The organism is Actinomadura sp. KC06, assembly GCF_004348735.1.
In the GTDB taxonomy this organism is placed as follows: domain Bacteria; phylum Actinomycetota; class Actinomycetes; order Streptosporangiales; family Streptosporangiaceae; genus Spirillospora.
Genome location: NZ_SMKT01000194.1, coordinates 1 through 14014, shown reverse-complemented (window position 1 = coordinate 14014; position 14014 = coordinate 1). Strand labels below are relative to the sequence as shown.

Annotated in this window: 16 protein-coding genes; 12 read left to right on the top strand and 4 right to left on the bottom strand. The window is 68.8% G+C overall.

What is annotated here, in order from left to right; translation table 11 throughout:
* The 5 genes from E1287_RS44310 to E1287_RS37195 form a co-directional block, all read left to right on the top strand.
* On the top strand, positions 1–278 hold a 278-nt coding region (locus tag E1287_RS44310), incomplete at its 5' end, for a hypothetical protein (RefSeq protein ID WP_165969391.1).
* 180 nt (positions 279–458) lie between these two features.
* Positions 459–1094: a hypothetical protein gene (locus E1287_RS37210; protein WP_131969982.1), complete on the top strand. Its 636-nt coding sequence runs from the start codon at positions 459–461 to the stop codon at positions 1092–1094.
* A gap of 7 nt (positions 1095–1101) precedes the next feature.
* Positions 1102–1296: a hypothetical protein gene (locus tag E1287_RS37205; RefSeq protein WP_131969981.1), complete on the top strand. Its 195-nt coding sequence runs from the start codon at positions 1102–1104 to the stop codon at positions 1294–1296.
* 75 nt (positions 1297–1371) lie between these two features.
* Entirely contained in the window at positions 1372–2178 is an 807-nt protein-coding gene (locus E1287_RS37200; protein ID WP_243719698.1) for a radical SAM/SPASM domain-containing protein, read from the top strand.
* Positions 2179–2241: 63 nt separating this feature from the next.
* Positions 2242–3033 carry a protein kinase gene (locus E1287_RS37195; protein ID WP_131969980.1) on the top strand — a complete coding sequence of 264 codons (792 nt, stop codon included), beginning with the start codon at positions 2242–2244 and terminating at the stop codon, positions 3031–3033.
* A gap of 780 nt (positions 3034–3813) precedes the next feature.
* On the opposite strand, the gene E1287_RS46480 is transcribed toward E1287_RS37195, so the two are convergent.
* Positions 3814–3936 (bottom strand): hypothetical protein, encoded by a 123-nt coding sequence (locus E1287_RS46480; protein ID WP_279508317.1) that lies wholly within the window; start codon positions 3934–3936, stop codon positions 3814–3816.
* 300 nt (positions 3937–4236) lie between these two features.
* On the opposite strand from E1287_RS46480, the gene E1287_RS37185 reads away from it, so the two are divergent.
* Positions 4237–4416, top strand: coding sequence for a GntR family transcriptional regulator (locus tag E1287_RS37185; RefSeq protein WP_131969984.1), 180 nt, complete (start codon positions 4237–4239; stop codon positions 4414–4416).
* A gap of 1 nt (position 4417) precedes the next feature.
* On the opposite strand, the gene E1287_RS37180 is transcribed toward E1287_RS37185, so the two are convergent.
* A complete protein-coding gene (locus tag E1287_RS37180; RefSeq protein ID WP_131969979.1) occupies positions 4418–5218 on the bottom strand; it encodes a phosphotransferase in 801 nt (266 codons plus the stop codon).
* Between the two features lie 19 nt (positions 5219–5237).
* The gene (locus E1287_RS37175) at positions 5238–5480 is read right to left on the bottom strand and encodes a hypothetical protein (RefSeq protein WP_207934690.1); all 243 of its coding nucleotides are present in this window, start codon (positions 5478–5480) and stop codon (positions 5238–5240) included.
* A 66-nt stretch (positions 5481–5546) separates the two neighbouring features.
* Here E1287_RS37175 and E1287_RS37170 point away from each other — a divergent pair, with 66 nt between their 5' ends.
* The 3 genes from E1287_RS37170 to E1287_RS37160 all read left to right on the top strand — a co-directional run bounded on the left by E1287_RS37170 (position 5547) and on the right by E1287_RS37160 (position 8405).
* Positions 5547–6674: a glutamate--cysteine ligase gene (locus E1287_RS37170; protein ID WP_131969978.1), complete on the top strand. Its 1128-nt coding sequence runs from the start codon at positions 5547–5549 to the stop codon at positions 6672–6674.
* A gap of 397 nt (positions 6675–7071) precedes the next feature.
* Positions 7072–7719: an iron-containing redox enzyme family protein gene (locus E1287_RS37165; protein WP_207934689.1), complete on the top strand. Its 648-nt coding sequence runs from the start codon at positions 7072–7074 to the stop codon at positions 7717–7719.
* The gene (locus E1287_RS37160) at positions 7719–8405 is read left to right on the top strand and encodes a HemK2/MTQ2 family protein methyltransferase (protein ID WP_243719699.1); all 687 of its coding nucleotides are present in this window, start codon (positions 7719–7721) and stop codon (positions 8403–8405) included. The genes E1287_RS37165 and E1287_RS37160 overlap by 1 nt, the downstream gene beginning before the upstream one ends.
* A gap of 124 nt (positions 8406–8529) precedes the next feature.
* Here E1287_RS37160 and E1287_RS37155 read toward each other — a convergent pair whose 3' ends face one another.
* A complete protein-coding gene (locus tag E1287_RS37155) occupies positions 8530–9612 on the bottom strand; it encodes an IS110 family transposase (protein WP_131969976.1) in 1083 nt (360 codons plus the stop codon).
* A 1395-nt stretch (positions 9613–11007) separates the two neighbouring features.
* On the opposite strand from E1287_RS37155, the gene E1287_RS37150 reads away from it, so the two are divergent.
* The 3 genes from E1287_RS37150 to E1287_RS37140 all read left to right on the top strand — a co-directional run bounded on the left by E1287_RS37150 (position 11008) and on the right by E1287_RS37140 (position 13905).
* Positions 11008–11610, top strand: coding sequence for a hypothetical protein (locus E1287_RS37150; protein ID WP_131969975.1), 603 nt, complete (start codon positions 11008–11010; stop codon positions 11608–11610).
* Positions 11611–11771: 161 nt separating this feature from the next.
* A complete protein-coding gene (locus E1287_RS37145) occupies positions 11772–12251 on the top strand; it encodes a hypothetical protein (protein ID WP_131969974.1) in 480 nt (159 codons plus the stop codon).
* Positions 12252–12831: 580 nt separating this feature from the next.
* Entirely contained in the window at positions 12832–13905 is a 1074-nt protein-coding gene (locus E1287_RS37140) for an IS110 family transposase (protein WP_131969973.1), read from the top strand.
* The last annotated feature ends 109 nt before the right edge of the window (positions 13906–14014 follow it).

Genomic DNA, 14014 nt, shown 5'->3' with positions numbered 1-14014 from the left:
AGCGTCTCATGAGCCAGGCCGTCGACCTCGCGGCGCTCACGTCCGGCGGGTCGCGCGAGGAACGCATGGAGGACCTGGAGTCCCTGCGCGAGAACTTTCCAGGCTGGAGGTTCGACCTGAGCGACGTACGACCGCTCTACCGCGCACAGCGCAAGTATCTCGACTACTACGAGCGGCCCGCCACGATCACCGAGGTGCGCGGCAACGACCCAAACGAGGTGGCCCTGCTGCTCCTGCGCATCCCGCGGGCCGAGGCGGGCCTGGACGAGGGGCAGTGACCGTGGGCACCGACGTGCCGCGACCGATCCCGGACGGCATCAGCTACTGGCACGGCGAGGCGACCGGCTCCTGGTGGGCGATCGTGCCGGGCTGGGACGGACCGCGTCTGCAGGCCGACGCTGAGCGCGACCTGGGCATGCGGTGCCCTCGTCGCGCCCTCCAAGTCCGGGGCGCACGCGGTGCTGATGTTCCGCCCCGACGTTCTGCGGTGGCGGCAGTGGGAGACCAAGTACGCCTACGAGACCCACCACGGTTTCGGCGTCGGCGTGTTCGACATCACGGCCGACCCGGAGGTGAAGGTGCCCCTCACCGCCCTCACCGGGCAGCTGATCCCGTACTCGGTACAGAAGGCCGCCATAGAGGCGCAGGTGCGGATCGCCCGCCTCTACCGGTACGGCGGGATGGGCGCGATCGGCGCCGACATCAACTCTCAGGGTGTCGCCCACAACGACCCGGACTGGAGCGCCGTCCCGCCCTACAACCGCTTTGCCCGCTGCCACCGCCGCTACGGCCCGGACGAGCCGTGGTTGGGGAACCCCCTCGTCGCGCAGACGCTGAACGACGGTGACCTGTTCGACGTCGCCAACCTCATCTCCGCGCGCCTGGACGACCCGAAGGCGGACAAGGAGCTGTTCGCCCCGACCGGCCACCACGGCGGCATCCGCAACGACCAGTTCTGGGTCACCGGCAACATGCTCGACGCCGTCCTCGGCTACCGCCGGGTCCCCACCGGGAAGGCGGGCGACCATGACGGGGTCGTCACCACCTACGAGACCACCGCGCTGCACGATGTCGAGTACCGCGAGTGGGTGTGACATGGGCGTGAGCGACGAGCACCGCCGGGACGGCGAGCAGAGCCGCGAGGAGCGGCTGCTGCACATCCTCTACTACTCCACGTGGTTCACCCCGATGTGGGTCCTGCCCATGTGGCGCAGCTACGCCGGGGCCAGGCCCTGGTTCGGCCCCTGGCTCAAGCGGAGGCTCACCGGCTGCCGGATCCTCGGCCGCCGCCCCTAGACCCCGTGGCCCCGGACCAGCCGGCGCGCGTCCGGGGCCACGGTACCAACCATGAGGCGCGCCAGGAGGTCGCTGATGACCATCACTCTGGAGTCCGAGCGGACTAGGCGGGCCGTGCCCGGCATGGTCTGGCTCGACCTGACCCGCAAGTGCCAGCTCGGGTGCAGCCACTGCTTCAACGAGTCCGGCCCTGCTGGCGAGCACGGCACCATGACCCGCGACGACTGGGTCCGCGTCCTGGACCAGGCCGCGGCCTGCGGCATCCGGCGCATCCAGCTCATCGGCGGCGAGCCCACGATGCACCCGGACGCCGCCCACCTGGCCGAGTACGCCCTGACGCTCGGGCTGGACGTTGAGGTGTTCTCCAACCTCGTCCACGTCACGGCCCGCTGGTGGGACCTGTTCCAGCGCGACGGGATCTCGGTGGCGACGTCGTACTACTCCGACGACCCCGCCGAGCACAATACGATCACCGGGCGGCCGAGTCACCGCCTCACCCGGGCGAACATCGTCCGCGCCGTCCAGCTCGGCGTCCCCCTGCGCGCCGGCATCATCGAAACCCGGAGCGGGCAGCGTGTCGCGCAGGCGCGCCGCGACCTGGAGGCCATCGGCGTCACCCGCATCCGCGTCGACCGGGTCCGCCGGATCGACCGGGCCGCCGAAGGGCAGCCCACCAGGACGTCCGAATTGTGCGGACGCTGCGGCGACGGCCGCGCTTCCGTCGGACCGACCGGCGATGTCTCGCCGTGCGCCATGGCCTCCTGGATGAGCGTGGGCAACGTCCGGGAGGCATCCTTGGCCGATATCGTCTCCGGCACCACCATGGCCCAGGCCGTCGCGTCCATCACCGCCGCACCCAGGGGCCGGTGGTTGCGAGCCTGATCAGGAGTGCAGCCCCGGCACGCCGAGCAGCGGGTGCACCCCGAAGAAGTGAAAGGCTGACCCATGACCGGTCTTCCCGGACCAGAACTCGCCGCGCTGATCCGCCCGTACACCGGCGACGTGCTCGCCGTCCGACATGTCGAGGCCAGCTCGGATCTGACGGCCCTGGTCACCGGCGAGAAGGGCGCGTGGTTCGTCAAGGCGGTCCACAACCGCCCCGGCGGACGGCGCGACTCCCTGGTCCGGGAAGCCGCCGTCAACCCGCACGTGCAACCCATCTCCCCGGCCCTCCACTGGCAAGCCGAGAGCCCCGAATGGCTCGCGCTCGGGTTCGAGGCCGTCGACGGCCGCCACGCCGACCTCGCCCCCGGTTCCCCTGACCTACCGGTCGTCGTCGACGTCCTCGCCCGCATTGCCGCGCTCCCACGCCCCGACATCGCCGGCGACTGGCTTGAGACGCGCTGGGACCGGTACACCGACCGGCCCGACCTACTCCGCGGCGACGCCCTGCTCTACACCGACATCCACCCCTCGAACATCCTCATCGGTGATCGAGTGTGGGCGGTCGACTGGGCGTGGCCCACACGTGGCGCCGCGTTCATCGACCCGGCGCTCCTGGTGCTCCAGCTCGTCGCGGCCGGACACGCCCCCGAGGACGCGGAAACCTGGGCGTCCACCTGCCCTGGGTGGCGGGACGCCGACCCCAAAGCGATCGACGCATTCGCCGACGCCAACGCGTCCATGTACGAAACGCTCGCCAACCGGCGGCCGGACGCCACGTGGCTCGGCGCGATGGCCGCGGCCACCCGCACCTGGGCACGCCATCGAGTAGGCGCAACCCGCGATCATTCCTAGATTCGCTCCGGCCGCCGCCAATGGTCAGTCCGGCTCGACGACGAAGCTCCCCTTGGAGGCGAGCGTCACAATCAGGCCCCCGGTCGCGCAGCCCCTCGATCGCACGCCGCGCCGTCCCGACAGCGACGCCGTAGTCGTCGGCCAGCTCCCGCTCGCCGGGCAGCCGGGCACCGGGACGCAGCGCTTCGGCCTGCCGGGTTGATGCCGGGGTCCCGCTCCCCTCATTGTCGGTGCCGCTCGGCGAGGATCGCGCCCCCGCTGGCGGGACGACGAGATCGCCTCACTGGACTGACATGTCCCCCTATGGGAGACATATCCGCTATTGCGAAATCGGCTGCTTCAACACGTTTGACCATTTTGGTTGTTGCTCACCGAGCCGGGTGAAATGGCCTTCCAGTGCACCTGCATGTGCACTTATCGAGGTTGATTTCCCGTGCCCCCGGTTATCGCGCTAGTCTCCGGACCAGCCCGCCGAATGAATCGCCTTGACGCCGGCGCAAGGTGGCCATCATCTGCGCGGGCCGACCGGCCGCCCCCCAGGCCGGGGCAGGAGGGCGCGTCATGGACGAGCCCGAGGAAAGGAAGGCCGTCGACAACGGACGGTGCAGGGTGATCTCCATAGTGCTTGAGCTGGCAAGGCTCGGCCTCGGGGTCATCCCCATCGTCCTGATGCTCTTGTGACGGCTGGCGGCACTTAGTGGCCGCGGGGCCTGGTACCCGCTGGTCCCGTCAGACTGCGCGCGGTACCAGGCCCCGCGGGCCGCTAGAGGCCGCCAACCGTCACCGCGTGAAGACGAGGGCCGCGACCCATGCGCCGTGTCTGGCCAGTTCCAGCAGCACGCAGGTCATCCAGCATCGTCCACCGCCGCGGCCGACGGCTTCCCTTTCCTCGGGCTCGTCCATGACGTGCCCCTCCTGCTCCGGCCTGGGGGGCGGCCGGTCGGCCCACGCAGATGAAAACCACCTTGCGCCGGCGCCAAGGCGATTCATGCGGCGGACCGGTCCGGAGACTAGCGCGATAACCGGGGGCGCGGGAAATCAACCCCGATAAGTGCACGTGCAGATGCAATCGAAAGGCATTTCACCCGGTCTGGCAAGCAGCGGCCAAAAGTGGTAATACCCGCCGAATTAGCCGATTTCGCAATAGTGGATACGTCCCCCATAGGGGACATGAGGGAGCAGACCCCGGCATCAACCCGCTAGATCGGTGCCAGAGCCCCCGCCCACCTACGTCCCGGCGCGCGGCAGCCCGGCGAGCGGGAGCTGGCCGACGGCTACGGCGTCGCGGTCGGGACGGCGCGGCGCGCGATCGAGGAGCTGCGCGAGCGCGGCCTGGTCGTGACGCTCGCCTCCAAGGGGAGCTTCGTCGTCGAGCCGGACTGACTCAGTGGCAGCGATACTCGGCCCATTGCCGGGTGAGGTCGGCGTGCAGGACGATCCAGTCGGTGCGGTTGCGTTCGGCGTGCTGGCGCCACCGTTCGGCGAACGCCTTCGAGAACAGGTCGATGTGCGCGGGGTCGGCTTGCGCCCAGGAGGGGAACTGCGTGGCCCAGTCGGCGGCCTCGGCCGGCGTGTGGCCGCTCTTGAGGAGCCATGGGATGAGCAGGCCGAGCTCGGCCCAGGCGGCGCCGCGGGCGGCGAAGGCCCAGTCGACCAGGACGGCGCGGCCATCGGGGGTGATCAGCAGGTTCTCGGCATTGACATCGGTGTGCAGCAGCGCCGTCCCCGCCATCGGCGCGACGTCTTCAGTGACGGTCGTCCAGCGTCGCTCCACGCGCATCTGCACCACGTCGGGGCAGGGTGCCGATTGGAGCGCCTGGACCGTCTTGACCAGGATCTCCAGGTCCGGCGACCCGGGCGTGTAGTCGGCGTGCCGCCCCTCGATGTGCTCGAACCCGAGGACGAGCCACCCCCCGGCTTCGGCCTGCCATAGAAGCCGGGGGGCGAACTCGGTGATGTGCGGGTTGATGGCGGCCTCGTTGCGCAGCGACCAGACCTCGGCGCCGTCCCCGTCGTCCAGCTTCCGCGCGGCCTTGATGAACACCGGCCCGGAGGAGGTGTGCAGGGTGCCGGCGACATCAGCGTGGTTCCCGGCGGGGGCCGGGTCTAGCCCAGTCGCATCACCGCTGCAGGCCTGGACGGCGTCCTGGACGGCGCTGGGCAGGTCGGTCCACGTGCTGCGCATGGTCGCCTTTCTCAGTGGGTCAGACGCACGGCTGCGGCGGGCAGCAGCTCTCGCCGGTGTCCCAGAATTCCATGTCGACCTGGTAGCCGGTGGCGTGCAGCGCCGGGATGGTGCGGGCCATCGCGGCTCCGGAGCTGATGTCCTCGATCATGATCGGGACGTGGTGCAGGAACCGGCCGGCGACGCGGTCGCAGAACTCGGCGTACTCGATGGTGTGCTCGATGAAGGCGTGCCATCCCGGGTCCACGGAGATGTCGGGCACGATGCGGATGCCGGGATTGTCGGCGCGGCCTTGAGGAAGACCAGGGTCTGGGTCCGGGGGCCGGGAATGAGTCTCGGGCTGGAGGAAGAGTTCCTGCTCGTCGACGTGGCGTCGGGAAGGTGCGCACCGCACGCGGAACGGGTGCTGGCGGAAGTTGGGCGGCATCGGTGGCAGGAGTCGGGCGGCGGGTTCCACGTCGAGTTGCCGGCCACGCAGGTGGAGGCGGCGACGGGGGTGTGCCGGGACCTGGCCGGGCTGCGGGAGCAGTTGCGGTACGGACGGGAACGGCTGGCGGGAGCGGCGCGGGCCGGCGACGCGCGGCTGGTGGCGGCGGGGACGCCGGTGGTGGGTGGCCGTCCACCGCCGATCTCGCGGGGCGAGCGGTTCGCCGTGATGGCGGCGGTGTACGGGGACGTGATGGAGGACTACCAGGCGTGCGGCTGTCATGTCCATGTCGGCGTCCCGGGCCGGGAGACGGCGGTGGCGGTAGTGAACCATTTGCGGCCGTGGCTGGCGACGCTGCTGGCGCTGTCGGTGAACTCCCCGTTCGACCACGGCCGTCTCACCGATTACGCGGGCCGCCGGATGGTGCGGATTGTCGGGTTCCCGGGTGCGGGCGTCCCGCCGTTCGCAGCGTCGGCGAGCGAGTACGACGAGCGGGTCGCGGCGCTGGTGGAGGCGGGCGTGCTGGTGGACGAGGTGATGACGTTCTGGCTGGCGCGGCCGTCGCCGCGGTGGCCGACGGTGGAGGTGCGGGTCGCGGACACGGCGGCGACCGCCGACGAGGCGGTGCTGCATGCCGCGCTGGTACGGGGCCTGGTGCGAACGGCGCTGAACGACCTGGCGGCCGGACGGGAGGCCACGAACGTGGACGGGCAGGTCTGCGCGGCGGCGTTGTGGAGCGCGGCGCGGCACGGGATGGACGGCCCCGGCCTGGACCCGTTCACGCGGCGGGCCGTCCCGGCGTGGCGGCTGCTGGACGACCTGGTCGCCCACGTCCGCCCGGCACTGGCCGAACTCGGTGATCTGGACGCGGTGGTCGCCTTGGTGGACGGCGTTCGCCGGGCGGGAACGGGCGCGGACCGGCAGCGTCACGCCGCCGGCCGGGGCGGTGCCGACGCGGTGGTGGACATGCTCGCCGGGCAGACCGAATCCGGCCGCCTGCCCGCGGCCACCAACGGTAAACCGGGGTAGCCGGGCAGCCGCGCGGGAGAAAACGGGCGTATGGGACGCGTGTGAGCGGGTACCCGGACCTCGGACGCTCCGAGGTCACGGAGGAAATATGACCGTTGGACACGCTCCGGACCCGTTTGCCGGGCAGTCCCCGGAACGGGGCAGGCGACGACTCCGGCGCTGTCGGCAGCGCGCGGGACGCTGTCGCGAGCTGTGGTCGAGGCGCTGGCCGGGGGCCCGCCACCGCCGGCCGCCCCCTTCCAGTCGCCTGCGGCGTCGCCCGCTATCCTCGCTGCCCTGGTGTCGGCTGATCCTTTGGGGAGGATCTGCAGTTGGCCCTGCACACCTGTTTCGAGCTGCACTACCGCGGGTTCGCCGGCGTGGATGCGGACTGGGAGTCGGACGCCGGCTGCTGCGGTTGCGCGGCGCGATCGAGTCTCTGTTCCTGGACGCGCTGCGTCGGGACACTGCGGCTGATGCCGACGTGGACGGGGTACTTGAGGGGCTGCTGATAGAGCCGGTCGATGGGCGAGGCATCAGCCCCCATCTGTGTGGCGAGGGGGAGTGGTGGCAGTTGCTGGAGCACGCGGCGCTCCGGTCGGTGTACCACCTGAAGGAGGCTGACCCGCACGCGTGGGTGATCCCACGGCTGCGGGCCGCGCCAAGACGGCGCCGGTGGCGGTGGAGAAAGACGAGTTCGGCGGCGGCCACTCCGAAGAAGATCCACCAGGGCATGTACGCCGCGGCGGAGATCACCACGGCGCCGTCCGCGTGGCGGATGGTGGCGGCGGCGCTGGAGCGGTCGGACGGTGGCCCGCGGGCGCGCCTGTTCTACACCAAGCACATCGAGGCCGACGCCGTTCACGAACAAATGCTGCGCCACGACGTGATCGGTGGGCTGCTGGCCGACGAGCCGGAGCTGGCGCCGGGCGTGGCACCGCACGTGCGGGCGACGACGCTGCTGGAGAATCGTTTTGCCGGTCACCTGCTGGGATGTCGGCGGTCGGGCCGCTCGCTCTTGCGCCGCCCGTTGGCCGCGACATCGGCGGGGACGGTGGGACGGTGATGCTGCTGCGGCCGCCGGGGGTGTACCGTCCCCAGTCCGACACCCGCCTGCTGGCGCAGGCGTTTCGGGGCATCAACGTCCCGGCAGGGGCGCGGGTGCTGGAGCTCGGCACCGGAACGGGCGCGGTGGCGGTGGCCGCGGCGCGGGTCGGTTACGAGGTCGTCGCGGTGGACGTGTCGGCGCGGGCGGTGTTGACGGCCCGGCTCAACGCGCTGGTGCGGGATCTTCGGGTTCGGGTGCTGCGCGGCGACCTGTTCGCGCCGGTGGCCGGCGAGGTGTTCGACGTGATCCTCGCCAACCCGCCGTACGTGCCCGGCGACGCCGACCCGGCGGCGGCCCGGGGCCGGGCACGGGCGTGGGAGGCGGGCCCGGACGGCCGAATTCTACTGGACCGGATCTGCCAGGCGGCCCCGCACCACCTGGCGCCGTCGGGGACGTTGCTGGTGGTGCATTCGGCGTTGAACGGGGTGGCGGCGACGTTGGTGGCGCTGCGCCGCGTGGGGATGCGGGCCTCGGTAGTGGTACGGCACCGTGAGCCGTTCGGCCCGGTGATGCGGAGCCGGGCCAAGCTGCTGGAGGCGCGGGGACTGCTGCGTCCCGGACAGAGGCACGAGGAGTTGGTCGTGGTGCGCGCCGACCACATCGCGACGGGGCGAGAACATGAGCGCGGACACCGGGCGGCCTGAGCCCGGCCCCGGCCCGGCGTTTCGGCAAGCGCAAGGTCGGCGGTAGCTTGCCGTTCGTGGAGATGGTCGAGCGGTTGATGCCTGAGGAGTTGTGGGATGGAGTTCACCGATGCTCCTATGGATGTCAATCGGCGTTGGCAGATGTGTGGGGCTGGCGTGTTGGTCTGGTGAGGGCTTTGAAGAGTTCGCGGGCGGTGTAGCGCTTGAGGCAGCGGATGATCTCTTTCTTGGACTTGCCTTCGCTGGTGCGGCGGGTGATGTAGGCCTTGGTGCGTGGGCACCAGGCCATGCGGCTGAGGACGATGAGGAAGAGCGCGCGGTTGGCCTGGCGGTCGCCGCCGCGGGAGAGCCGGTGGCGGTTGGTCTTGCCGCTGGAGGCGGGAACCGGTGCCGCGCCGCAGAGGGTGGCGAAGGCGTCGGCGGAGGTCAGCCGGTCGGGATTGTCACCACAGGTGATCAGCAACTGGGCGGCGATCTCCGGGCCGACACCGATGATGGTCAGCAGATCGGGTCGAGTCTGGGCGATCAGTTCCTGTAGGTGCGTGTCCAGGTCGGTGATCTCGTGGGTGAGGGCCTGGTAGCGGCGGGCCAGGCCGCGCAGGGCGAGCTTGGTGCCGTGCAGGGGATCGGCCAGGTCGGCACCTGGACGTAGGCGCGCGCAGGCGGTGGTGAGGGCGTGCGCGGACAGGCCGGCCAGCTGTTCGCGGAGCCGGGCGGGCGCGGTGATCAGCAGGCTTCGTAGTTCGTTGATGCATGCGGTGCGGGCCTTGATGGCGCCTGAGCGGGCCACGTGCACGGCCCGGATCGTTTCGATGATCCCGTCCATGCTCTTGGGCAGTGCGCGGGCGCGGCCGGCCAGCACCGCGTCGGCGGCGGCGTAGGCGTCCAGCGGGTCGGACTTGCCCGCGTTGCGGCGCTGGCGGCGGTCCGGCCGGTTCACCTCGACCACGCGCACGTCATGATCGCGCAGGTGACGGGACAGTCCGGCGCCGTAGGAGCCGGTACCCTCGACACCCACGGCGTGCAATCGCCCGAACGAGCGCATCCATTCCAGCAGCCGGGCGTATCCCCGACTGGTGGCGGGGAACTGGGCGTCGGCGATGCGGCCGCCGTTCATCAACTCCACCGCGGCGTGGTGGGTGTCGGCGTGGGTGTCGACACCGCCCACGATCCGCCGCTTCTTCACCTTCCTACCGGCTCGTGCCATCGTGGACCGGCCACCTTCCCTTTGTGAGGAACCTGGGTGGCACGCGCCGGGCCGGTGAGCGGACAGACCAGTGACGGGGCCTATGGCCAGGCTCCTATCAAGTCACGAACACCGGCCCGGAGCGCACCCCGCAGACGCCCCGGCGAAGCCGGCAGATCGGTAGGAAGACACTCACAAGAGGCCAGGGTTTGGTCGAGCCAGACCCCACCAGAAACGCCTGCCCCACAAGTCTCACTGGGTTTGGTGAAGTGGAGTCCACCGGGTTTGTTGAAGTGATGTGTCCTGGCCTGGGGGCTTGAGCCTCCTGGGGTCGACGGTCGCCGTCTTCGGTGGTTGTGTAGATGGCGGGCATGGTGCTTATCAAGGGTTCTGGTAGGGCGTACCGGCGCTGTGGCTGTGTGGACCCGCCGTCGGGGAAGGCGGTGGGCGCGCGGTGTCCGAAGCTGGGGGGCTGGCCGACGGCATGGGAGCTGGTATGTCCGGCTGGAGTTGCCGGCCGGGTCCGATGGGCGCCGGCGACGGGTTCGGCGTGGTGGCTTGGGTGCGCGGAAGGCTGCCGAGGAGGTCCTGGCACAACTGGGTAAGCCGTCGGGTGCGGATGGTGGGCTGCTCACGGTCGGGGAGTGGCTCGCGCAGTGGCTTGCCACCCGGACCGGCGCGGCTTCCACGAGCAAGAACTACGGGCCATCACGTCCGCCGCTACCTGGGACCACGCAGCGGATGCGAGGGTCTGCCGCTCAGGAGGTCTGCGAGGCGTTTTGTATGAGGCTGTCCGTTGACAAACGTGAGTCTTTGCTCACCGTTGATGGTAGGACGCGAGTCCAGGTGGCTCGCGTCATCGCAGCCAGTTAGGAACTGGACACGTTCGTGGCCGCGGAGGCTGAGATGGACTCGCTTCCGGGGCTGCGTCAGGTGCTCCGCGCTGCGGCTGTAACCCTCTCGCCCGCGTCAAGTTCTGCAGCTCGGTCAGGCGCGCCGTGATCTCCGCAATCGGCAAATCCGACGGGATGACGGCCAAAGGTGCCGGCTTGGGGTCCAGCGGCACCGATGGCTTCTTGCGCCGCTTGTTCGCCTCGTGGGCTGCTGTGAGCATCTCCCGCACCATTTGTATTCGCCTCGCCCATCCTGGCAAGGCCGGGCGCGGGCCGTCGTACGGGGGCGTCACCCAACCGTGCTTGGTGGTCGAGACCTGCCGGCGCCGCGAGTTGAACCCGATGAGAAGCCAGAAACGAGTGGGCGCTTGCACCCTCATCTATGGACCATTTGGTTGTTGTGTGAGGATTTATGCAGATGGTCGAGATCAGGGAGGGAAACTTCGCCACTTACTGGTATCGTCAGATTCGCGATGTTATCGTGCGAACTCTGTTGTCCGGCAGGTGAGGAGGAGTCAACTCGATGGCCACCTGGCCCCCTCGCGACATGGATCCGTTCGCCATGGCGCCTTGGCTGAGGTCGAGCAGAACTATCTCCAGTACCTGGTTTTGGGTATTTGTTCCCCTGCTGAGCATTGCAGTCATTCTGGTGGCTTTGGCCGAGGATTCGCTCGGCGATCCGTCCGATGTTCAGATCATTCAGGACCTAGGCAGATTCTTTGGATTGAAGATCAAGTCGGCATCCAGCCCGAAATTTCCACTGCTCCGGGACTTCGCTAGCGTCTTCATCATGTTCCTGTTCGTGGCGACCTCCGTTCTGCTGCACCGCCAGTGGAAGCACATGGCCGAATTGCTGACCGAATTAGCGGCCAACAATGCGATCAAGCCACGCAATACGATCCGCCTCTCGCGGAGATCAGAACTCCTCGGGGTGGATCGCATCATCCGGAACGTCCGCCCAGAGGAAGCCGTCGATGCCCTGGTGGCTAGGATGAACCGCATCTTCCAGGGTGTTGCGGGCAGGTGGAGCCTGGTGATCCTTGGAACGTCCCTTGCGATGACCGCGGCCATCATGCTAGGCGGGCGATTGGACGGTGTTTTCAGGCCTTCGTGCCGCAGGGGTTGAATGGCTCCGCACGGCACGACTGGATGGCCAGCGCCTACGCCAACTGGTGGGCGGGGGGTCCTAATTTCTGAGGAAGAATTGTCTATGGCTTCTTCGCTTTCGCGATCATCTATCTGCTGATTTTGCAAAATATTGCAGGACTAGTCGTCGCATACGGCGCAGTGGCTCTCCCGGATGTTGCCGAACTTCAGGCGGACTGGCTTAATCGTGATGGTCGATATGGGTGGATGCCGCTGTTCCTTCTTTATCGGACGGTTTACCGATCGCTCGTGCTGCACGGGATAGGGTTGTCATTCCTTCTCCTGCAGCTTGGCGTGAATAATCTTCCAGAGCTCTCCATCCTCGTAATGATGTGGCTGGTCGCCGTTCCGGTATACGCCTTAATCCCGTACCGAATCTATCGGCGGGAGGAAGAAACGATGCGGGAGAGCAGAGTGAGGTATCTGGAGCAAGTTCTGGCCGTTCGCGGATGGGACGTTGATCGGGAGCCGGATAGGTTCCAGCAAATCGCGCTCGAGATAGGGCGCGCCCGCAGCATGACACTGCATCCGATGGGTTTGGCGCCGTATCGTGCGTCGCCTTTCCTGGCGGCCGTTCTGCTTCCAGTCGTTTTGACATTGGCACAGATCATCTTCTCCTAAGTGTTCATCAGCGGGGGTTGCGGCCGATGCGCCCGTTAGCGCGAACACCCCCGCTGGCCTCACAGCTCGTCAGGAACCAGCCGCTCGGTGAAGCTCGCCACGATCGATCCAACGAGCGATCACCAATCAAGACACAGTCTAAAGACGAGGGTGTCTCACTGAGGCTGAAAGAACCCCAGAGGCGGTTGCGGCAGGCAACAGGCTGCCTAAGCCCGGGCCCAGCGCCGTTTCAACCCGTCACCCAACTACGGAGAACGTTTGGCGCGGGCAGTCGAGCGGAGTGGCGTGGGGAGCCTTGGGAGTGTCCAGTTTTCGGCACCTCTCTGTGTCAAGCGGCGGTGAGTAGAGAGGTATCCAACTTGTTGGATCGGTGGCGTTGATCACGGTCTGCAGCCAAGATCAACAAGGCTGCGGCCGGGGTCGCTCTAGTTACACCTGCCGCCCCTCTGGCTGGCTCATTTAACGGCGTGCGTGCCGGCCGCAGCCACCGGCGAGAGTGGCTCTAGAGAGGTCTGCACCGCCCCAAGTTGGTTTGCCCTCCTCGCTGGTCATCCCCTTGCCCGGATCTTCGAGGAGCACCATGCCGTCATCATCCCCCCAGCTCGCCGACACCGCTGGTCAGGTCGTCATCGCGGTCGATCCGCACAAGGCATCCTGGACCGCAGTGGCCGTCGACGCCCGGCTGCAGCCCCTGGGCGCCGTGCGGGCGCCGGTCAGCAAGGCCGGCTACCGGCAGCTGCAGCGCTTCGCCCAGGCATGGCCGCAGGCCCACTGGGCCATCGAAGGCGCCCGCGGTCTCGGCGCACCCCTCACCGCGCGGCTGGCCGACGACGGCATCGCCGTGCTCGACGTGCCGGCCAAGCTCGCCCGCCGCGTCCGGCTGCTGTCCCCCGGCCACGGCCGCAAGACCGACGAAGCCGACGCCCTGTCGGTCGGCATCGCCGCCCAGACCGCTACCGGACTGCACGTGGCCCACCTGGACGAGAGCGTCGCCGCGCTGCGCGCCCTGATCGAGCACCGCGAGGACCTAGTACGCACCCGAACCCAGACCATCAACCGACTGCACGCCCTGCTCACCAAGCTCGTCCCGGCCGGCCTGCCACGCAAGCTGACCGCCGACATCGCCGCCAGAACCCTGCGCGGGGTGCGTCCCCGGGCCAAGCTGGGACGCACCCTGCGGGCCCTGGCGGTGGACCTTATCGCCGAGATCCGGCGGCTGGACCGCCGAATCACCGTGGTCGCCGACCAGATCTCCGCGGCGGTCGCCGAATCCGGCACCACGCTCACCGAACTGCACGGCATCGGTGACCTGCTGGCTGCGAAGATCCTTGCCCGGACGGCGGGCGTCGACCGGTTCCGATCAGCCGCCGCGTTCGCCTCATACTGCGGCGTCGCGCCGCTGGACGCCTCCTCCGGAGACGTCAAACGGCACCGGCTATCGCGGGCCGGTGACCGCCAGCTCAACTGCGCCCTGCACATCATGGCCATCACCCAGATCCGCCGCCAGACCGCTGGGCGCGACTTCTACCAGCGCAAACGCGCCGAGGGCAAGAGCCACAAAGAAGCCCTGCGCAGCCTGAAACGACGGCTCTGCGACGTCGTCTACCGGACCATGATCAAAGACTGCGCTTCCCCTCGTAGCGTGGAGACCTGAACCAGAGAGATGGTTGGGTCGTGGGAGACAAGAGACGCCGGTTCGATCCGGAGTTCCGTGAAGGAGCGGTGCGGATCGTCAAGGAGACCGGCAAGCCCGTCGCGCAGGT

What these genes read in the sequence shown, in the direction of transcription:
- E1287_RS37200 (WP_243719698.1), top strand. Translation starts at nt 1,372, where the DNA reads ATGACCATCACTCTGGAGTCCGAGCGGACTAGGCGGGCCGTGCCCGGC.
- E1287_RS37195 (WP_131969980.1), top strand. Translation starts at nt 2,242, where the DNA reads ATGACCGGTCTTCCCGGACCAGAACTCGCCGCGCTGATCCGCCCGTAC.
- E1287_RS46480 (WP_279508317.1), bottom strand. Translation starts at nt 3,936, where the DNA reads ATGGACGAGCCCGAGGAAAGGGAAGCCGTCGGCCGCGGCGGTGGACGA.
- E1287_RS37180 (WP_131969979.1), bottom strand. Translation starts at nt 5,218, where the DNA reads ATGCGCAGCACGTGGACCGACCTGCCCAGCGCCGTCCAGGACGCCGTC.
- E1287_RS37170 (WP_131969978.1), top strand. Translation starts at nt 5,547, where the DNA reads ATGAGTCTCGGGCTGGAGGAAGAGTTCCTGCTCGTCGACGTGGCGTCG.
- E1287_RS37160 (WP_243719699.1), top strand. Translation starts at nt 7,719, where the DNA reads ATGCTGCTGCGGCCGCCGGGGGTGTACCGTCCCCAGTCCGACACCCGC.
- E1287_RS37155 (WP_131969976.1), bottom strand. Translation starts at nt 9,612, where the DNA reads ATGGCACGAGCCGGTAGGAAGGTGAAGAAGCGGCGGATCGTGGGCGGT.
- E1287_RS37150 (WP_131969975.1), top strand. Translation starts at nt 11,008, where the DNA reads ATGGCCACCTGGCCCCCTCGCGACATGGATCCGTTCGCCATGGCGCCT.
- E1287_RS37140 (WP_131969973.1), top strand. Translation starts at nt 12,832, where the DNA reads ATGCCGTCATCATCCCCCCAGCTCGCCGACACCGCTGGTCAGGTCGTC.